We start from the raw sequence: 17541 nt of genomic DNA on the forward strand, positions 1-17541 counted from the left end.
AACCCCCATGAGCGGAGGGACGTCGCCTTAGCGGGCGCCCGGGAGGCGCTGGGCCATGCTGTAGTGCTGCTGGAGCACCGGCAGGGCCTGTTGGGCGTAGTTGCGCAGGGCCGGGTTCGGGCCGGACTGGGCGTAGGACTGCGTCATGCCGATCGACATCTGGTGCGCCATCACCTGCTGCTGGCCGTAGAGACGGTCGAAGCGGGCTCCGGGCGGGGTGGCGTTCAGCTCGGCCAGCATCTGCTGCTGCTGCGGGTTCGGCTGCACCACGGTGGTGCCCGCGGTGGTATCCGGGTCGAACGCACGGACACCGGCGGCCGCGCCGCGGCTCAGGCCAGCGCCGGCGCCTTCGATCGCACCGACCGGGCCGCCCTGCAGGGTGCCGCCGACCACGCCGGTGGCCACACCCGTGGCCGCACCGACCGCGCCGCCGGCGATGGCGAGCGGAGCCTCGACCAAGCCGCCGACGAGACCGCCGGGGCCGGCCTGACGGGCAGCCACGTAGTTGCGCTCGCCGCCGGCCAGGGCGACGTTAGCGGCCTGATGGTCACGCAGGGCCTCGCGGGCATAGGCCCGCACCGCCGGATTGCGGCTCTTCTGCAGCGCGATCTGAGCGGACTGGATCTCGAAGGCATTTGCCTGCATGGCGTCCAGGCGGAAATCGCCCCCGACCTGGGCGAAAGCGGGGGTCGCCATGGCGACGACGAGAGCGGACGCAGCAGCGTATTTCTTCAGCATACCTTACCTCAAATATCGGATTGCCGACATGCGGACTGGCCTCGACAACCGAATGCACCGGTCGAGGCCGTGAAGATCACTTCGACGCGTCAACGACGACCTTCCAAGCTGGTTCCCGAAATTTGATTAAGCTTTTTCCTTCCGACCCCATCCGGGGAAAACTGGTCCTCGTCCAAGGGCTTCGTGCCCTGGCTGCGCTGATGGTGGTCGTTCATCACGCGCAGAACGAGGCCGCAATCCTGGCCGGGCGGACGGGAGCTGATTTCATTCCGCGCAATGGGCTGCCCTGGCCGGCGGGTGTCGATATCTTCTTCGTCATCTCCGGCTTCATCATCGTCCACGCGGCGAGCCCGCTCTACGGCCAGCCGGGCGCGCGCCGGCGCTTCCTCGCCCACCGCATCGCCCGGCTCGTGCCGCTCTACTGGCTCGTGACCGGGCTCTATCTCGCTCTTGGTCTGGCCATGCCCGCCCTGCTCAGCGGCGAGGGCGGCCCGCCGGACGCGGTGCGCATCCTCGCCTCCTTCCTGTTCTGGCCGATGGCCCGGCCCGACGGCGCGGTGCTGCCGCTCTACGGTCTGGGATGGACCCTGAACTACGAGATGGCCTTCTACGCCCTGTTCGCCCTCGGCCTCGGCTTCTCCCGGCGCGGGGCCGTGGCGTGGCTGGTGGGCGCCCTGGCGCTCGTCGCGCTTGCCGGGCTCTGGATCCCCGCGCCGCCGGTCCCCCTCGCCTTCTGGTCCGACCCGATCGTGCTCGAATTCGCCTTCGGCGCCGGCCTCGGCCTTCTGCGTGCGGAAGGGTTTCGCCTCCACGCGCCGTCCCGGGCGGCGCTCGCCGCGGCCGGCCTGTTCGGCCTCGCCCTCGCTCCCTCCGAGACGGGCGTCCGCCTCCTCGCCTGGGGGCTGCCCGCGGCCTTCCTCGTCGCGGCGGCGGTGCTCGGCCGGGACCGGCCCGAATCCGTGTCCAGTGGCGAGGCCGCCCGCCTCCTCGGTGCGGCGGAGCGGCTGGGTGATGCCTCCTACGCGCTCTACCTGCTGCATCCCTTCGTTCTGCGGGCGGTCCGCGAGGGGCTGCTGCGCACCGGTCTCGCGGCCCCGCTCGGCCCCTGGCCGAGCCTCGTCCTGATGGTCGTGCTGACCCTGCCGGCGGCGCTCCTCGTCCACCGTTGGGTGGAGCGGCCGCTGACCCGCCTCGTGCGCCGCCGGCTCGAACCCGCCCGCCCGGCCGAGGCGCCGGAAAGCGCGGTGATGCGTGAGCGATGACGCGGGCGGGGATGACGGACTGCCGCGCGGTTTTCCCTGGCGCCGTTTCGATCTAGCCTTTTGGCGCCCGACATCGCCCTGTCGCTCCTCGCCGTATTCGGAGGCCGGCCATGAAGACCCTGCTCGTTCCGGTCACCCTCCACGACGCCCTGCCCTCGGTCTTCGCCACCGCGGTGCTGGTGGCGCGCCGCTTCGGCAGCCTGATCGAGGGCGTGTCGTTGCGCCCGGCGCTCGCCGAGTACGTCCCCGTGGACATGGTCGGCGGCATGACGTGGCTGCGCGACGAGGAGGCCGACCAAGCCGAGGCGCAGGATGCGGGTCAGCGCTTCGTCGCGGCGATGGAGGCGGCGGGGCTGCCCCGGCGCGAGCCCGGCGCCTCCTGCGCCCCGGATGCGGTGGCCAATGCCGGGCCGCGTTACCGCTGGCAGCCCGACGTGCCGCCCGGCGACGCCTTCCTCGGCCAGTACGCGCGGCTGTTCTCGGCGACCGTCGTCGGGCGCCCCGGCGCCGACGACGGCGCGCCGCGCATGACCACCTTCGAGACCGCGCTGTTCGAGAGCGGGCGCCCGATCCTGCTGGCGCCGCCTGCCGCCCCCGCCTGCCTCGGCGAGGCGATCCTGATCGCCTGGAACGGCTCGACCGAGACGGCGCGCGCCATCGCCTTCGCCATGCCCTTCCTGCGCCGGGCCCGGCGCGTGCTCGTGCTCAGCGCCGAGGGCGGAATGGTGCCGGGTCCGAGCGCGGAGGATGTGGCCCGCTCGCTCGCCTGCGAGGGGATCGAGGCCGAGCACAAGGCGCTGCCCGCCGGTCGCCGCACCCCCGGCGAACTCTATCTCGACACCGCCGAGTCGTTCGGCTGCGACCTCCTGATCAAGGGCGCCTACACCCAGAGCCGCCTGCGCCAGATGATTTTCGGCGGGCCGACCAGCCACATCCTGTCGCATGCGACCGTGCCGGTGCTGATGGCGCACTGAGGAGCGGCGCTCGCGCTTCCACGAGCGCAGCGTTCGGGCCTGCGCGAATTTCGCGTGTCCGGTGAGGACGTTCGACGACGCTTCGATCGAGCGGTGAGCCGACTCAAGGGCGCCGATGCGGTTTCGCGGTCGGCTGCCGCGAAGGCTTGTGCCGTATTCAATTGGGCCCGCCAGGAGTTGCCAGGACCGACTTCGATCGCTAAATTCCTGAAAAGGTTGAAGTTTTCAATCATTCTAATCTGCGATCGCCTCAAATCGGCCGGTTTCCGGTGGCTTTGAGCGGCGCGAATGATCGGAAGGCTTCGGGCTCCGCCGGTTCTCACGGGCCAGCATTTCCGACAGGCACGACAGGTTGCGATCGCCCGCATGATTGTCTGCTCTTGCAACGTCCTCTCCGACGGACAGGTGCGCGCGTGCCTGCAACCGGGTCCGGGCTGTCCCCGCACTCCGGCCCAGGTCTATGGCTGCCTCGGCTGCAGCCCGAAATGCGGTCGCTGCGCCCGCACCATCCGCTCGATCCTGCGCAAGGCCATGGATGAGGCCGCGCCCGCTCACGCTTGCTCGACCACGTGCGAAGCGTCTTGCAGTTTGGGATCATTCCAAACTACAAGGGAGCGGGAGGGCGTCGCAGCCTGAGACGAGCGGTCGCTCGTCCCGACGCCTCACGAGGAGAGTGACGGATGAAGGGCGATGCCAAGGTCATCGAGTATCTGAACCGGGGCCTGCGCAGCGAGCTGACGGCCGTCAACCAGTACTGGCTGCACTTCCGCCTGCTGAACGATTGGGGCTACGTCGACCTCGCCAAGTTTTGGCGCAAGGAGTCGATCGAGGAGATGAACCACGCCGACCGGTTCATCGACCGGATCCTGTTCCTCGACGGCTTCCCGAACCTGCAGGAGCTCGACCCGCTGCGGATCGGCCAGAACGTGCAGGAGATTATCGAGTGCGATCTCGCCGCCGAGAACGAGGCGCGCGCGCTCTATCTCGAAGCCGCCAAGTACTGCGATTCGATCAACGACCGCGTCTCCAAGCGGCTGTTCGAGGATCTGGCTGAGGACGAGGAAGGCCATATCGACTTCCTTGAGACGCAGCTCGACCTGATCGGCCAGATCGGCCTGCCGCTCTACGCCCAGCGCCATGTCGGCGGCCTGGAGCAGATCGCGCCCGAGAAGGAGTGATCCTTCCTGTCCCCTCCCCGCGCGGGGAGGGGAGCCCCGGTCAGACCGGCGGGCGGCCGACCAGAACCGGCTGCGCGTTCGCCCGCTCGGGGAACAGCGTCTTCAGGTCCCGCAGCTTCGGCGCGTCGTTGGCGACGATGTAGCTGTTGGTCGGGTGGAGCGTCATGTAATCTTGGTGGTAGCCTTCCGCCGGGTAGAAGGCGCCGGACTCGATCTTCGTGGCGATGGGTTTCGAGAACGCCTTCGTCTCATCGAGTTGGGCGATGTAGGCCCTGGCCACCCTCGCCTGCTCAGCATCCGCGGGGAAGAGGGCCGAGCGGTATTGCGGGCCGGTATCCGGACCCTGCCGGTTCACCTCGGTCGGATCGAGCGCCACCGAGAAGAAGATCTGCAACAGCTCGTCGTAGCGCACCACCGCCGGATCGTAGGTCACCTGCACCGCTTCCGCGTGCCCGGTGCGGCCGGTGCCGACCTCGTCGTAACGGGCGCTCGCCCGCGTGCCGCCGGCATAGCCGGAGACCGCGTTCTTCACGCCCTTCACGTGCTGGAACACGCCCTGCACGCCCCAGAAGCAGCCGCCGGCGAAGGTCGCCGTGCGCAGGTTCGCGCCGCCCTTCGCTTCATCCCCGGCTGGCGCCCGAGCCGTGACCGCCGCCTCGGGCAGGCGCCGTCCGCCCTCCTCCGCCGCAGCGGAGATCGGGGGCAGGGCCGCGCCGGCGAGCAGGGTGAGGCCGGCCAAACCGCCGATGACGTAGGAGGCCCGCGGGCGGAAGCGTTCGCGCGTCATGGTCGTGCTCCTCGGATGTGGTCCTTGTTCCGGCCCGCCTGTCAGGCCGGGCCGTCGGCGGCGGGCTCGAAGCGCAGGGAGACGCCGTTCATGCAGTAGCGCAGGCCGGTCGGCTTCGGTCCGTCCTCGAAGACGTGGCCGAGATGGCCGCCGCAGCGGCGGCAATGCACCTCCGTGCGGCGCATGCCGTAGGCGGTATCGACCTGGGTACCGACCGCGTCGGGAAGGGGTTCGAAGAAGCTCGGCCAGCCGGTGCCGCTCTCGAACTTGGTCTTGGAGGAGAACAGCGGCAGGTCGCAGCCGGCGCAGGAGAAGCGGCCCGCGCGCTTCTCACCGTTGAGCGGACTTGTATAGGCCCGCTCGGTGCCGTGCTCGCGCAACACCCGGTAGGCCTCGGGCGAGAGCCGCGCGCGCCATTCGGCCTCGGATCTCTCGATCTCGAAGCCTGCCGCGACGGCGGGAGAAGCCGATAGGCCCGTGAGACGGGCGGCGGCGAGCAGGCCGAGCAACGAGGCGCCGGCTCGCAAGGTCTGGCGGCGGTTCATGCGCGGAACTCCGACCGATCAGGCCCGGCGGTGCGGGCGGCGAGTAAAGGATCATCAATCGCGCGCAATCGATAGCACGGAAGGGCCTCGGCCGCCGCGAAGACGAACCGCCGCAGGTCTCCGTGCAGGGATGCGGGCGGCCTCACTGACACGGGTGCGAAAAGAACAAAGAAAACCCCGCGGCCGGTGAAGGCGCGGGGCGAGGAGGGTTGGTGTATGACATCCTCGGAGGGACATCCGAGGCAGGAGCAGCGTTAAGGCGCAGCCGCCTGGCCCGCACTGACATCCGTTAGGGTTGCGCCGGTCCTTGCGGTAAAACCCGGCGGCGTCATCGCGGAGCGCGCGGCCGGGTTCGGCCCGCCCCAAGACCTCGCCGCTCGCGGCCATGTCCCGTCGAGCGCGTTCGATGCCGGCTCGCTGTCCGCTCCGCGGCGGGACCGTTCGTGGCGGCGGAGAACCGGAGCCGAGGGCATGTGCGCCGCGGCACCGTCGTCCGGTCCGCCCGCCGCGTCGCCGCACCCCGGCGCGTTGACGCTCGGGGATGTGCACATTACCTCCTTGGGTCAGCCGGCCAAGACAGGCTCTCAAGGTACGCGCTCGGGTGCAACCGTGACCGCCCGCACGACTGGCGGGACGGTCGATGCCGGGCCGCTCGGGACCGGTTCCAGGGCCGGCACCCGGGACATACCATGGATTCCACCCTCACCCCGAACGCCGAGCGCGACGCCGAGACCGTCCGGCGGGAGAGCGCGCGCCGGGCGGTCTACGAGGCCTCGCCGGCCTCCGACCCGCGCAGCCCGGTGATGCTGTTCTCCGCCGACGAGCCGCTGGCCATGGATTCCGGCGCGCGCCTCGGACCCTTCCAGATCGCCTACCAGACCGCCGGCACCCTCAACGCCGCCCGCTCGAACGCGGTTCTGATCTGCCACGCCCTCACCGGCGACCAACATTTCGGCCAACCCCACCCCGTGACGGGCAAGCCCGGCTGGTGGGAGACGCTGGTGGGGCCGGGCAAGCCGGTCGATACGAACCGCTACTTCGTCGTCTGCTCCAACGTCATCGGCTCCTGCATGGGCTCGACCGGGCCCGCCTCGCTCAATCCGGAGACCGGCCGCCCCTACGGGCTCGACTTTCCCCTGGTGACGATCCGCGACATGGTCCGCGCCCAGGCGATGCTGCTCGACCGGCTCGGCATTTCGGACCTGTTCCTCTGCATCGGCGGCTCGATGGGCGGGATGCAGGTGCTGCAATGGGCCTCGCTCTTCCCCGAGCGGGTCTTTGCGGCGATGCCGATCGCCACCGGCGCGCGCCACTCGGCGCAGAACATCGCCTTCCACGAGGTCGGCCGGCAGGCGATCATGGCCGATCCCGCCTGGGCCGACGGGCGCTACCTCGAAGCCGGCACGCGGCCGGCCAAGGGGCTCGGCGTCGCGCGGATGGGCGCACACATCACCTACCTGTCCGAGCCGGCCCTGCACCGCAAGTTCGGCCGCCGCCTGCAGAACCGGGCGGCGCCGACCTTCTCCTTCAACGCCGATTTCCAGATCGAGAGCTACCTGCGCCACCAGGGGCTCAGCTTCGTCGAGCGCTTCGATGCCAACGCCTACCTGTATCTCACGCGGGCGATGGACTATTTCGACCTCGCCGAGGACCATGGCGGGGTGCTGGCCAACGCCTTCCGCGGCTCCAAAACCCGCTTCTGCGTGATGTCCTTCACTTCGGACTGGCTGTTCCCGACCGCCGATTCCCGCGCCATCGTCCACGCGCTCAACGCCGTGGCGGCTCCCGTCGCCTTCGTCGAAGTCGAGAGCGACAAGGGCCACGACGCCTTCCTGCTCGACGAGCCGGCGATGTTCTCCGCGGCACAAGGCTTCATCGACGCGGCGGCCCGCGCCCGAGGACTCTAGACACGATGAGCGAGAGCTTCACAGACGCCGCCTCCGGCGTGCCGTGGGACGCTGCCGAGTCCCTGCCCCGCGGCGAGGGCGCGGCGCGCATCGACCACATTGTCGTGCTCGGCCTCGTGCCGCCGGGGGCGCGGGTCCTCGATATCGGCTGCGGCGACGGCTCGCTGCTGGCGCTGCTGCGCGACCGGCGCGGCGTCGATGGCCGCGGCATCGAGTTGTCGCGCGAGGGCGTCAACGCCTGCCTCGCCCGCGGCCTGCCGGTGATCCAAGGCGACGCCGACACCGATCTCGCCAACTACCCCGACGACGCCTTCGACGTGGTGGTTCTGTCCCAGACCATCCAGGCGACCCGCAACCCGCGCATCGTGCTGGAGCACCTGCTGCGGATCGGGCGGCAGGTCATCATCTCGTTCCCAAATTTCGGCCATTGGCGGGTGCGGGCCGAACTCGCCTTCCGCGGCCGGATGCCCGTCACCGAGATCATGCCGGAGACGTGGTACGAGACCCCCAACATCCACCACTGCACGATCCGCGACTTCGTCGGCCTCTGCCGCGACGTCGGCGCCCGCATCGAGAAGGCCACCGCTCTCGACGCGCGGGGGCGCCCGATGCGCTTCTCGATGCCGTGGTGGTTCTGGAACCTGATCGGCGCGCAGGGGGTGTTCTTGCTCAGGCGCGGCAGGCGGGGGTGAGTGGATTGCTTCCGCAGGGTGGGGCTTGATTCATGAAGAATTCCTGCCCGAGTGCATAATGCTCGCTATGTCAGCAAGTTGGTCGTGAGTGCAGTCAGCAGCGTGACGAAATTGTCGCGCTCAGCCGTTGCGCGGCAAAAGGAGTTTATTTCTCCTACCTAACGTATCGAAGCGCATGTAACGTTGCCTCTAGCCAGAACAGACAACACTCGTATACGACTTCACCACTCATGAGTATAATCAATGCGTTTTTGCGCATCCTCAGAGACTTGTTTCTTAAGAACTCTTGGTTTGTTGGAGTAATAGGTGTCATTTTTGCCGGTGTTGGCGGAGTTATAACGAATGCCACATCGGGCCCCGTTTTTTCTAAAGTATGCGGCGAAGGTAATTTCTGCACGACCGGCGTTTTTGAATTTATGTTCTACAGGATAGAAGGGTGGATGATATCTGTTGGAATTTTAGCGTCCTCTTTTAGTGCATACATTGGCTACAAGGATAAGGATGAGATCGAAAAGCTTTCGCGAGAATTAGAAATAAAATCCGAAGAAATCTCTCAGCTCAATGAATTCAATACAGAAATCACCTCAGATCTAAGCCTGAAGACAGTAAATACTTTCGAGGTCTTCAGTTTAATATTAAAGACGCTGGCGGCGGAATTGGGTCTGAAGGAGGAAGATAGAATATCGATATACAAGGTTTCAGAAGATCACTTTTTCTTAATCGGTAGGTATTCAACCAATCAATCTTACAGGAGGATTGGAAGAAATTATTATCCTAGGCAGGAAGGAATACTAGAAAAAGCCTTTGAGAGATCGTGGTTTCAAGCCGATCTAGGTGTTTCATATGCAGATAATAACGCGCGACGGAAGAAATATGCGGATGAGCAGCTTAGAAAATTTAGGATACCAGTACAAACTGCTAATAGATTTAATATGAAGTCGAGATGTTATCGTGCGTTATCAATTAAAGATGGTGGCCTTGGCGAGCCGGTTGCGATTGTATGCATTGAAAGTACCGGCATTAAGTCTCTTAACCATTTGAATAGAGAAATGATGGAAGCTCGTTTTTCTCCGTTTGCCATTTTTTTGCTGGCCCTTGAACATCACGTCCCTTCTATGGATAATGCTATGAGGCAGGGACTCTGACATGGAACAGGCGGCCGATCTGCTCAAGCACCTTGATGTTGACAAGCATATCAGTGTGCATGATTATCCTAAGTTAATATTTCTGATATATCTTGCTGACTGGAAATCGGCCATCGAGCGTGGATCAACGATATCAGGATCTGATTGGAAGCGGCTGAAATGGGGGCCTTTCTCTAGAGACCTCTTCGCAAAGATCGTGACATACCGAAACTCCCTAGCGCATGGGGCTCCTAATTCAGTAACTAGCAAGATTGACACTGAGAGTGCAATGATATTGGAAAATATAAAGAAAAGCTATATGCATTACAACTATGAAAAATTACTAGATTTGATACTTTCGACTTATCCTATGGTTCGGCAAAGCAATGAGCAAAGCTTGAATTTACCTGCTCTTGCCGAGATATACAAAAAAGATTTCCGTAAGGCTCGCGAGAGAGTCGGGGCGTGAAAGACAGTCGGATCTAATCAAACTTTTTATATCAAGACTATACTTAAATATCAAGTTTGATGCGGATCAAATGTATGCCACGATACTCAATAGAAGAGCGCAGTTATTTTTAAAATCCCTTTCTATCAATACTTGAGATAAATTAAAGTCCTTCCGTGGTGTCCGCGGCCGGCGTCGAGCCGCCCATCGCCACGGCGACGGGGTAGCCGTGGCGGGCGAGGTCGGCCCGGCCCTCGGCGAGCAGCGCGTCGGAGGCCGTCTCGATCCGCGTCTGCACCTCTTTGAGGAAGTCGCTGCGGGACAGGCCCGGCGGAATGACCGGCAGGAACTCAATCACCGTCGTGCCCGGCATCCGGCGGAAGCCCCTGCGGCGCCAGTACAGCCCGGTGTTGAGCGCCACCGGCAGGCACGGCACGTTCAAGGCGGTGTAGAGGTGGGAGGCGCCCTGCTTGTAGGCCGGCGGCGCGCCGGCCGGGCGGCGGGTGCCCTCGGGAAAGATGATGAGCTGGCGCCCGTCGCGGATCGCCTGCGCCGCCGCCTTGTTCATCGCCGCCATCGCCCGCGTGCCCTTCGAGCGGTCGATCGGCACCATGCCGCCTCGGGCGAAGTACCAGCCGACCACCGGCACCCACATCAGCTCGCGCTTGAGCACGTAGCCGAAATCATCGAACGGGATCGTCAGCGCCAGCGTCTCCAGCGCCGACTGGTGCTTGGCAGCGACCAGCAGCGGACCCTTCGGAATGTTCTCCAGGCCGCGGAACTCCACCCGCGTGCCGCCGACGACCCGGAGCAACCACAGCACCGTGCGGCCCCAGAACTGCGCCACCCGGATCACGCCCTTGCGCGAGACGAATGCGGGCAGTCCCAGGATCGCGATCAGAGCGGTCGCGACGTAGAACGAGAGGTTGAAGGCGAGCGAGCGGAGGAGGAGCATCGGTGGTCCGCGTGAGAGTGCCGCTCCTTTATCGCGGGTGCCCGCGCTTGCCCACCGTCGCTCTGCGGAAACCCGTCGCCGCCTGCCCGTCCGTTCGCCCGCAACAGTCCGGATTTCGAGAAGGCGAGCCTTTTCGCGGGCCCGGGGCCGAGCCCTGGTTCAGGGCCTGCCCCTCACAATCCTTCGGCCAAGGTCCCGCGCTGACGCGGATCGGACGCGCCGGCCAACAGGCCGTCCTCGGCCATCACCGAATTGGCCGAGCCCGAGGTCGCGCCGACCTTCACATTGTGGCCTTTGGCCCGCAGCAGCGCGAGGGTATCGGGCGAGATGCCCTCCTCGGCCATCAGCACGTCGGGCTGCCACTGGTGGTGGATGCGTGGGGTCGCGACGGCTTGCGCGAGGTTCATGCGGAAATCGAGCACGTTCACGATGACCTGGAGCGTGGTGGTGATGATGCGGCTGCCTCCCGGACTGCCGGTGACGAGGAACAGCCGGCCGTCCCGGAACACGAAGGTGGGCGTCATCGAGGAGAGCGGGCGCGCCCCCGGCGCCACGGCGTTGGCCTCGCCGCCGACGAGGCCGTAGGCGTTGCGCGCCCCGGTCTTGGCGGAGAAGTCGTCCATCTCGTTGTTGAGCAGCACTCCCGTGCCCTCGGCGACGAGCCCGATCCCGTAGGAGAAGTTCAGCGTGTAGGTGTTGGAGACGGCGTTGCCCTCGGCGTCCACCACCGAGAAATGCGTGGTCTGGTCGGATTCGTACGGCAGCGGGTTGCCGGCGTTCACCTCGGCGGCGGTCTTCGCTCGCTCCGGATCGATCTTTTCGCGCAAGCCGGCGGCGTAGGATTTGGCGGTGAGCCCTGCGACGGGGACCTGGGTCCGCGAAGGGTCGCCGAGCCAGGTGGCCCGGTCGGCATAGGCCGGCTTCATCGCCTCGGCCAGCGTGTGCAGCGCCTGCGCGCTGCCCGCCCCCATGCCGGCGAGATCGTAGCCCTCCAGGATGTTGAGGATCTCGATCAGATGCACCCCGCCGGAGCTCGGCGGCGGCATCGAGACGATCTCGTAACCGCGATAGGTGCCGCGCACCGGCGTGCGGATCTCCGGCCGGTAGGCGGCGAGGTCGGCCGGCGTCATGATCCCGCCCGCGCCCTGCACCGCCGCCGCGATCTTTTCGGCGATCGGCCCCTCGTAGAAGGCGTCCGGCCCGCGCTCGGCGATCGTCTTCAGGGTGTCGGCGAGATCGGTCTGGCGCAACGTCGCGCCGCGCGTGAGGACGTGGTCGCCGTCGAAGAACACCGCCCGGCTCGACGGCCACTGCCCGAGGAGCCCCGAGGCCCGCGGCAGGGAGTCGGCGAGCCCCGATTCGACCGGGATGCCGTCGCGGGCGAGTTTTTCCGCCGGGGCGATCAGTTCGGCGAGCGTCAGCTTGCCCGAGCCGTAGCGCCGGTGGGCCTCGGCGAGGCCCCGCACCGTGCCGGGCACGCCCACCGCCTTGCCGGACCGGGTGGAGGCGGCGCGGTCGGGCTCGCCCTGCGGGGTCAGGAACATGTCGGCGGTGGCGGCGGCCGGGGCGGTCTCGCGGTAATCGATCGCGATCGTTTCCCTGGGCGTCGCGCGATGCACCATCATGAAGCCGCCGCCGCCAACATTGCCCGCCCGCGGCAGGGTGACGGCGAGCGCGAAGCCGACCGCCACCGCCGCATCGACGGCGTTGCCGCCCTTCCGCAGGATCTCGACGCCGACGCGGGTGGCGAGCGCGTCCTGCGACGAGACCATGCCGCGGCTGGCGAGAACGGGCAGGAGGCGGGCCTCGTCCGACTGGATCGGCGGCGGCTCGGGCGCGGGCGGCACCGCCGGTGCTTGGACAGGTGCTTGGGCCAGCGCTTGGGCCTGGACCGGCCCCGCGAGGGAGGCGGCGAGGACAAGCGCGAGGGCGACGCGAGCGGACGAGGTCGGATTCATGGCCCGAACTTATCGCAAATGCGAGGCGCGGCCATGCGGCTTGCTGCGCCTGACGCGGCGCGCGCGTGCATCGTTCCGAAAGGCCGGCCCCGGATTTCGGGGCAGCCGATGCGCTATTGCCCGCTCAAGGACGGGCCGCCCGCGGCGCCGCCGGTGCCGGGCGGTCCGCTGGTCGGGGTGCCGCCGATCACCGCGCCCGGCGTGCCGCCGACGACCGCCGGCTCGTTCGGAGTGCCGGCCGGAGGGATGCCTGTCTGCGGACCCGGAACCGGCCGCGATCCCGTGGCCGAGGCTTTGGGGCTCGGCGGTGAGGGACGCCCTTCCTCGGCCGCTTGAACCACGGCCGAAGTCGGGATGATCAGCGCCAGAGTCAGCACGATCGTGGAGAGCCGCATGGGGTGTCCTGTGCGAGGGAAATGCGCGGAAAGGCAGCCTGCCTCAACCCGATGGCTCCCGGAAAGTTCGCGTGGGACCAAGCCGGACGGTGTGTCCGGTCCGGCGCGGGCGCGAACCGGGCTCGAGGCCCGGTCGCGGTGCCACCGCGATGGACGCCGCGCCGCGGCCGGCGGTACGGCGCCGGCATCCCGCTCCCGATGGGATCGCGGGTGGGCATCGGCACGGGTCGTCCTGCGGTGACGGGGTGGAGCGTGGGTCAGGCGTCTCCCGCCTCGTCCCCGTCGAGGATCGATTCCAGATCGCCCGTGAGCGCGTCGAGCTGCTCCGAGGTCGCTCGGATCTTGAACTTCGTTCCGTCCTCGGCCTCCACCGCGATCTCGATGTGGTCCTCGACCTTCGCGGCGAGCGCCTGTCTGAGGGTGTAGGTGGTCACGTCCTTGGCCATGCGGTCTCCCGTAGCGGCGTTGATCGTCGGGAGGTGGGAAGCGCCGTGGGGCGGACTCGTTCCTTCGACAAGCCCGTCATCGGCTCTCGGATCGCTCCGTCGGCGATCCGTTAAGTTGGTCTTGATGGCTTCGGGAGCATCTCGCCGCCATGAACGCGCCGAGGCTCCTCACCGCTCCGTTCGTTGCTCGATCCAAGGCTTCGTGCTTGGGGTCGTTCTCAGGTTCGTTCTCAGGTTCGTTCTCAGGTTCGTTCTTGGCGTCGATCTCGGCCTTGGTCCCGGTCTTGTCGCTGGCCTTGGCCCTGTCCGCGATCGGCGGCAGCCTCGGTGCCGCGGCGGCCGGCCTGCACGATCTCGACGCCCTCGAAGCGGCTTGGCACGGCTGCGTGCGGGAGGCCTATGCCCGGCAGCGGCCGGAGCAGAGCCGGGTCGGCGCACAGCGCAACACTCTCGACGAGTGCCGGGAACACGAGGACCGGCTGGTGGCCGCCACGATGCGCGAACAGCTCCGCGCGGATGAGGCCGCGCGCCGGGCCGGCCTTCCCCTGAGCGTCCGGGCCGGCGCTTGGGCAGCCTCGGTTGCGGCCTACGTGGTCGATCCCGTGAGCTCGTGGTTGCAGGGCTGGCGCGGCGCCGCCCGATGAGGGCGGCTGCCGCTCAGAAGCGGTAGCCGATGCCCGCGCCGACGATCAGCATGTCGAGCCTCACGGTCGTGCTGCCGGCGCCGATCCGCGAGACCTGCGGCGGCAGGAAGATCTTCTTGATCTCCATGTTGGCGTACCAGTTGCCGACAAGGTGATAGTCGAATCCGGCCTGGAGCATCGGCCCCAGTTGCGGATCGGCCTTCATCTTGGTGATGAAGGGCTTCGCCGGCTCGTAGGCGATCGGATGGGTGTAGGCGGCGCCGGCGCCGAGATACGGGTTGAAGGCGTTGCCGGGCAGGAAATGGAACTGGACCGCGCCGGTCATGGAGAGGCTCCAGGTCGAGCCGATCGGCAGATTGCCGATGAGCGACCCGCGGATCGAGCTCGGGGTCGACAGGACGCCGATCTGGCCCGCCACCGCGAAATGATCGGACAGGAAATAGGACACGTCGAGATCCGGCAGCGCGCGCGCGGGGGTGATGACGCGCCCGCCGATCGGCTCGACCCGCGAGTACTGGCCGACCGGGATCGAGCCGATGACCCGGCCGCGAACGAGGAGGCTCCCTGCGGTCAGCCCCCCCGCGGGCGCCGTGTCCGCGGCCGGCTCGGCCGCCTGACAGGGAACGGAGACCCCGAGCAGACAGAGCGCGGCTGCGAGCGAGAAGACCCGTCGCGCCGCCATCGACACCGGATCGCAGAGCCCCTCCAGACTCTTGCCGCGCGGTGGCTGCCGGCGCCGGAGCGATGTCCGCTTCGGTGCTAGGCGCTCGGCAGGGCGCTCGGAACGAGGCCCCCGCCGGGGAGGGGAGAGAGACAGGACGATACGGTCGAACATGGATCGTGTTTTTCGAGAACTCGTGGGAGATTGTTTCAGGCGGGCTCAGACCGCGGCTGTTCGACGATCTGGATGGCGTCCATGGCTCCGCGAAGACCGGAGAGCGGCTCCGTTCGGGCGGCTTTGATGTCCGGCTGAGACAGGGGCCGTTCCAGGCAGACCCGATTGCGGCCATCCCTCTTGGCGGCGTAGAGGGCCGCGTCCGCACGGGCCAGGGCCGGCTCGATCCCCTCCTCGCCGGCCACCATGATCGAGACCCCGATGCTGGCGGTCACGGTCACGGCCGCTCCGTTGACGGTGAAGGGCTGCCCTGCCGCCGCACGTCGCAGCCGCTCGGCGGCCGCAAGGGCGGGATCGATGTCGTCATTGGTCTGGTCGAGGACGATCAGGAACTCCTCGCCGCCCCAGCGGGCGATGATGTCGTTCTTCCGCACCGCGTTGCGCAGCCGCTCCGCGAAGCCGACCAGAACCGCGTCGCCGCCATCGTGTCCGTAGGTGTCGTTGAGCGACTTGAAGTGATCGATGTCGACCAGCAGAATCGCGCAGCGCGGCGGGGAAGAGGCGGGTCCGGCCCGCCGACCGATCGCCGCGAACAGCCCGCGCCGGTTCGCCAGCCCGGTGAGGGGATCGGTCTCGGCCAGGCGGCTGATCTTCAGGTTCGCGCGCTCGCCCACCATGGCGAGATAGCCGACCTGGATGAAGACCCCGCACCAGAGATCGAACACGAGCGGGTAGATGCCGCTCTCGGGCGAGGCGAGGCGCTCGCTCGCGAAGTGGACCGCGCCGATCGACAGCAGGAAGGTGCAGAAATATCCGATGAAGCCCGAGAGGACGACGTATTGCGTCCACAGGCGCATCGAGGCGGGCGTCCTCAAGATCTCCAGAATGCACAGCGCGGTGCTCAGCGCGATGCAGCCGAACACCGTGGTCAGGCTCCACGGTATCGATGCCCCGACCTGCTGCAGGACGCCGTAGGGCAGGCCGGAGGCGAGGGTGAGCACGACGATCAGCGGAATGCGGCGCGCCCGCTCGTAGAAGAGGCGCAAGCCCGCCCAGGACAGGGCGAGGCTCGCGCCGTACAGGATGTAGACGACGCATCCCTTGGCGGCATTCAGCGGAACGCTCGGCGGATCGCCCAGCATCAGGAACGAGGCTGTCAGCGAGCTGCACAGCGCGCTGGCCCAGACACCGAAGTAGATCTCGCGCGGATGCCGTAGCAGAGTGACGAGAAACACCATGACGAAGGCGAGGCGAGAGCTGATGCTGGCGACCTGAAGCGTGGTTAAGTCGAGCATGGCCGTTCGAATCCTCTGCGGAAGGCCGGCACGTCTGGGGGCCAGGCGCGAGAGCGGATGGCCGGTTCGGCGAAAGGCACGTCACAAAGGCGATTCGGCCCCGATCCTGTCGGCCGTCCGAGCGGGCGGCCCATCACGGGGTCGCGTGTCGCGCGGATCGCCGTTGTCGCTCGGCCTCGCTTCGTCGCTGCCGGTGCGCCTCCTCCCGGAGAAGAGACATCGCGGCCTCGCTCGCCAGGGGACGGCTGAACAGGAAGCCCTGCAGCTCCGCCGAACCGATTTCGCGAAGGATCCGTGCTTCGTCCTCGGTCTCGATTCCCTCGGCCGTCACCGCCATTCCGAAATGATGCGCAATGTCGTGCATCGTCCGGATCAGGAAGCGGCTCTCCCGTCCCTCGCTCATGGCCCGGATGAACGAGCGATCGATCTTGATCCGGTCGAAGGCGAAGCTCTGCAGGTAGCCGAGCGACGAGAAGCCGGTGCCGAAATCGTCGAGGGCGATGCTGACACCGAGCGCGCGGATGCCGACGATGCTGCTGAGTGCGACGGCGGCGTCCCGCATCAGGACGCTCTCGGTCAGCTCCAGTTCGAGGCGGCCGGGCGCTAGTCCGCTCGCGCACAATGCGGCGGCGACTCGGTTCTCGAAGGCCGGCTCCTGCAACTGAACCGGCGAGACGTTCACCGAGACCCGGCAGATATCCGGCCACGCCGCCGCCTGTCGGCAGGCGGTTTCGAGAACCCACGTGCCCACCGGGATGATGTCCTCCGTCCTCTCGGCCAGCGGCACGAAGAGAGCGGGTGAGATCGACCCCAGGGACGGATGATCCCAGCGCAGCAGGGCTTCGCAGGCCGTGATCGCCCCCGTCGCCGCCGACAGGATGGGCTGGTAGACGAGCGAAAACTCTCCCCCGGACAGAGCCGCCTGGAAGTCCGCAGTCCGTAGATCCTCGATGCGAGACGCGACGGGCCGGGCGCCCGCTTCCCCGGTCGATGACGTCGCCTCGAGACTCCGCGCCGTCAGGCCGAACCCGGCCGAGCGCGCGATCCGATCGGGCGGCGGCCGGTCCTCGACAGAATACGAGCCGTGCGGCGGGAGGCTCGGCTCGCTTCTCATGGCCGAAGCCTCGTGAGGGATGCTGCACGCATCGTATTCCAGGCCGCCCCGCGCATGTCCCGAGCCGAGGCTGTCGGGCATTCTATGCAACAAAGGATAATCAGCCGCACCTAAGGAAAAGTTATCGTATGTTGGCCTGTCTCCATCGATTTGGCGGTCGCCAGGGATCGGCCGCGGAAATCGAGTGCGGATGTGTGTTCGCCGGCTGGACGCGCAGGGCGGATGCGCTCTTTCGGTGACGCGC

Annotated in this window: 19 protein-coding genes; 9 read left to right on the plus strand and 10 right to left on the minus strand. The window is 67.1% G+C overall.

Features of this window, described 5'->3' with window-relative positions; translation table 11 throughout:
• Positions 1-27: 27 nt before the first annotated feature.
• Positions 28-738, minus strand: coding sequence for a DUF4142 domain-containing protein (locus LPC10_RS08120; protein ID WP_231346239.1), 711 nt, complete (start codon positions 736-738; stop codon positions 28-30).
• A 200-nt stretch (positions 739-938) separates the two neighbouring features.
• Between LPC10_RS08120 and LPC10_RS08125 the strand changes: the two genes are divergently transcribed.
• The 4 genes from LPC10_RS08125 to bfr all read left to right on the plus strand — a co-directional run bounded on the left by LPC10_RS08125 (position 939) and on the right by bfr (position 4152).
• Positions 939-2000: an acyltransferase gene (locus tag LPC10_RS08125; RefSeq protein WP_231346240.1), complete on the plus strand. Its 1062-nt coding sequence runs from the start codon at positions 939-941 to the stop codon at positions 1998-2000.
• A gap of 110 nt (positions 2001-2110) precedes the next feature.
• Complete coding sequence (locus LPC10_RS08130) at positions 2111-2974, plus strand: universal stress protein (RefSeq protein ID WP_231346241.1); 864 nt, start codon at positions 2111-2113, stop codon at positions 2972-2974.
• 366 nt (positions 2975-3340) lie between these two features.
• Positions 3341-3610 (plus strand): bacterioferritin-associated ferredoxin, encoded by a 270-nt coding sequence (locus tag LPC10_RS08135; protein WP_166058948.1) that lies wholly within the window; start codon positions 3341-3343, stop codon positions 3608-3610.
• 44 nt (positions 3611-3654) lie between these two features.
• Entirely contained in the window at positions 3655-4152 is a 498-nt protein-coding gene (bfr, locus tag LPC10_RS08140; RefSeq protein ID WP_108939513.1) for a bacterioferritin, read from the plus strand.
• Between the two features lie 40 nt (positions 4153-4192).
• On the opposite strand, the gene msrA is transcribed toward bfr, so the two are convergent.
• Entirely contained in the window at positions 4193-4939 is a 747-nt protein-coding gene (gene msrA / locus LPC10_RS08145; protein WP_231346242.1) for a peptide-methionine (S)-S-oxide reductase MsrA, read from the minus strand.
• Between the two features lie 41 nt (positions 4940-4980).
• Positions 4981-5484 carry a peptide-methionine (R)-S-oxide reductase MsrB gene (gene msrB / locus LPC10_RS08150; RefSeq protein ID WP_231346243.1) on the minus strand — a complete coding sequence of 168 codons (504 nt, stop codon included), beginning with the start codon at positions 5482-5484 and terminating at the stop codon, positions 4981-4983.
• 689 nt (positions 5485-6173) lie between these two features.
• Here msrB and LPC10_RS08155 point away from each other — a divergent pair.
• The 4 genes from LPC10_RS08155 (at position 6174) to LPC10_RS08170 (ending at position 9676) form a co-directional block, all read left to right on the plus strand.
• Entirely contained in the window at positions 6174-7391 is a 1218-nt protein-coding gene (locus LPC10_RS08155; protein ID WP_231346244.1) for a homoserine O-acetyltransferase, read from the plus strand.
• Positions 7392-7396: 5 nt separating this feature from the next.
• Positions 7397-8083 carry a methionine biosynthesis protein MetW gene (gene metW / locus LPC10_RS08160; RefSeq protein WP_231346245.1) on the plus strand — a complete coding sequence of 229 codons (687 nt, stop codon included), beginning with the start codon at positions 7397-7399 and terminating at the stop codon, positions 8081-8083.
• 230 nt (positions 8084-8313) lie between these two features.
• Complete coding sequence (locus LPC10_RS08165) at positions 8314-9228, plus strand: hypothetical protein (protein WP_231346246.1); 915 nt, start codon at positions 8314-8316, stop codon at positions 9226-9228.
• Between the two features lies 1 nt (position 9229).
• Entirely contained in the window at positions 9230-9676 is a 447-nt protein-coding gene (locus LPC10_RS08170; RefSeq protein ID WP_231346247.1) for a SocA family protein, read from the plus strand.
• A 142-nt stretch (positions 9677-9818) separates the two neighbouring features.
• Here LPC10_RS08170 and LPC10_RS08175 read toward each other — a convergent pair whose 3' ends face one another.
• The 4 genes from LPC10_RS08175 to LPC10_RS08190 all read right to left on the minus strand — a co-directional run bounded on the left by LPC10_RS08175 (position 9819) and on the right by LPC10_RS08190 (position 13409).
• The gene (locus LPC10_RS08175; RefSeq protein ID WP_231346248.1) at positions 9819-10610 is read right to left on the minus strand and encodes a 1-acyl-sn-glycerol-3-phosphate acyltransferase; all 792 of its coding nucleotides are present in this window, start codon (positions 10608-10610) and stop codon (positions 9819-9821) included.
• A 173-nt stretch (positions 10611-10783) separates the two neighbouring features.
• Positions 10784-12568 carry a gamma-glutamyltransferase gene (gene ggt / locus LPC10_RS08180; RefSeq protein WP_231346249.1) on the minus strand — a complete coding sequence of 595 codons (1785 nt, stop codon included), beginning with the start codon at positions 12566-12568 and terminating at the stop codon, positions 10784-10786.
• 113 nt (positions 12569-12681) lie between these two features.
• Complete coding sequence (locus tag LPC10_RS08185) at positions 12682-12963, minus strand: hypothetical protein (protein ID WP_231346250.1); 282 nt, start codon at positions 12961-12963, stop codon at positions 12682-12684.
• 257 nt (positions 12964-13220) lie between these two features.
• On the minus strand, positions 13221-13409 hold the full coding sequence (locus tag LPC10_RS08190) for a hypothetical protein (protein WP_231346251.1): 189 nt from the start codon (positions 13407-13409) through the stop codon (positions 13221-13223).
• Positions 13410-13681: 272 nt separating this feature from the next.
• Here LPC10_RS08190 and LPC10_RS08195 point away from each other — a divergent pair, with 272 nt between their 5' ends.
• Entirely contained in the window at positions 13682-14053 is a 372-nt protein-coding gene (locus LPC10_RS08195; protein WP_231346252.1) for a hypothetical protein, read from the plus strand.
• 13 nt (positions 14054-14066) lie between these two features.
• Here LPC10_RS08195 and LPC10_RS08200 read toward each other — a convergent pair whose 3' ends face one another.
• From LPC10_RS08200 to LPC10_RS08210, 3 genes are all read right to left on the minus strand, one after another.
• Positions 14067-14735, minus strand: a complete 669-nt coding sequence (locus LPC10_RS08200; protein ID WP_231346253.1) for an OmpW family protein — start codon at positions 14733-14735, stop codon at positions 14067-14069.
• 188 nt (positions 14736-14923) lie between these two features.
• Entirely contained in the window at positions 14924-16183 is a 1260-nt protein-coding gene (locus LPC10_RS08205; protein ID WP_231346254.1) for a GGDEF domain-containing protein, read from the minus strand.
• A 133-nt stretch (positions 16184-16316) separates the two neighbouring features.
• The gene (locus tag LPC10_RS08210) at positions 16317-17297 is read right to left on the minus strand and encodes a bifunctional diguanylate cyclase/phosphodiesterase (RefSeq protein WP_231346255.1); all 981 of its coding nucleotides are present in this window, start codon (positions 17295-17297) and stop codon (positions 16317-16319) included.
• Between the last annotated feature and the right edge of the window lie 244 nt (positions 17298-17541).

Source organism: Methylorubrum sp. B1-46 (assembly GCF_021117295.1).
Taxonomy (GTDB): Bacteria; Pseudomonadota; Alphaproteobacteria; order Rhizobiales; family Beijerinckiaceae; genus Methylobacterium.

Bases quoted from the DNA above. Each gene is read 5' to 3' on its own strand.
- LPC10_RS08170 (WP_231346247.1), top strand. From the start codon at position 9,230: ATGGAACAGGCGGCCGATCTGCTCAAGCACCTTGATGTTGACAAGCAT.
- LPC10_RS08130 (WP_231346241.1), top strand. From the start codon at position 2,111: ATGAAGACCCTGCTCGTTCCGGTCACCCTCCACGACGCCCTGCCCTCG.
- LPC10_RS08125 (WP_231346240.1), top strand. From the start codon at position 939: ATGGTGGTCGTTCATCACGCGCAGAACGAGGCCGCAATCCTGGCCGGG.
- bfr (WP_108939513.1), top strand. From the start codon at position 3,655: ATGAAGGGCGATGCCAAGGTCATCGAGTATCTGAACCGGGGCCTGCGC.
- LPC10_RS08190 (WP_231346251.1), bottom strand. From the start codon at position 13,409: ATGGCCAAGGACGTGACCACCTACACCCTCAGACAGGCGCTCGCCGCG.
- LPC10_RS08205 (WP_231346254.1), bottom strand. From the start codon at position 16,183: ATGCTCGACTTAACCACGCTTCAGGTCGCCAGCATCAGCTCTCGCCTC.
- LPC10_RS08210 (WP_231346255.1), bottom strand. From the start codon at position 17,297: ATGAGAAGCGAGCCGAGCCTCCCGCCGCACGGCTCGTATTCTGTCGAG.
- msrB (WP_231346243.1), bottom strand. From the start codon at position 5,484: ATGAACCGCCGCCAGACCTTGCGAGCCGGCGCCTCGTTGCTCGGCCTG.
- metW (WP_231346245.1), top strand. From the start codon at position 7,397: ATGAGCGAGAGCTTCACAGACGCCGCCTCCGGCGTGCCGTGGGACGCT.
- LPC10_RS08135 (WP_166058948.1), top strand. From the start codon at position 3,341: ATGATTGTCTGCTCTTGCAACGTCCTCTCCGACGGACAGGTGCGCGCG.
- LPC10_RS08155 (WP_231346244.1), top strand. From the start codon at position 6,174: ATGGATTCCACCCTCACCCCGAACGCCGAGCGCGACGCCGAGACCGTC.
- LPC10_RS08200 (WP_231346253.1), bottom strand. From the start codon at position 14,735: ATGGCGGCGCGACGGGTCTTCTCGCTCGCAGCCGCGCTCTGTCTGCTC.
- ggt (WP_231346249.1), bottom strand. From the start codon at position 12,568: ATGAATCCGACCTCGTCCGCTCGCGTCGCCCTCGCGCTTGTCCTCGCC.
- LPC10_RS08120 (WP_231346239.1), bottom strand. From the start codon at position 738: ATGCTGAAGAAATACGCTGCTGCGTCCGCTCTCGTCGTCGCCATGGCG.
- LPC10_RS08185 (WP_231346250.1), bottom strand. From the start codon at position 12,963: ATGCGGCTCTCCACGATCGTGCTGACTCTGGCGCTGATCATCCCGACT.
- LPC10_RS08175 (WP_231346248.1), bottom strand. From the start codon at position 10,610: ATGCTCCTCCTCCGCTCGCTCGCCTTCAACCTCTCGTTCTACGTCGCG.
- msrA (WP_231346242.1), bottom strand. From the start codon at position 4,939: ATGACGCGCGAACGCTTCCGCCCGCGGGCCTCCTACGTCATCGGCGGT.
- LPC10_RS08165 (WP_231346246.1), top strand. From the start codon at position 8,314: ATGAGTATAATCAATGCGTTTTTGCGCATCCTCAGAGACTTGTTTCTT.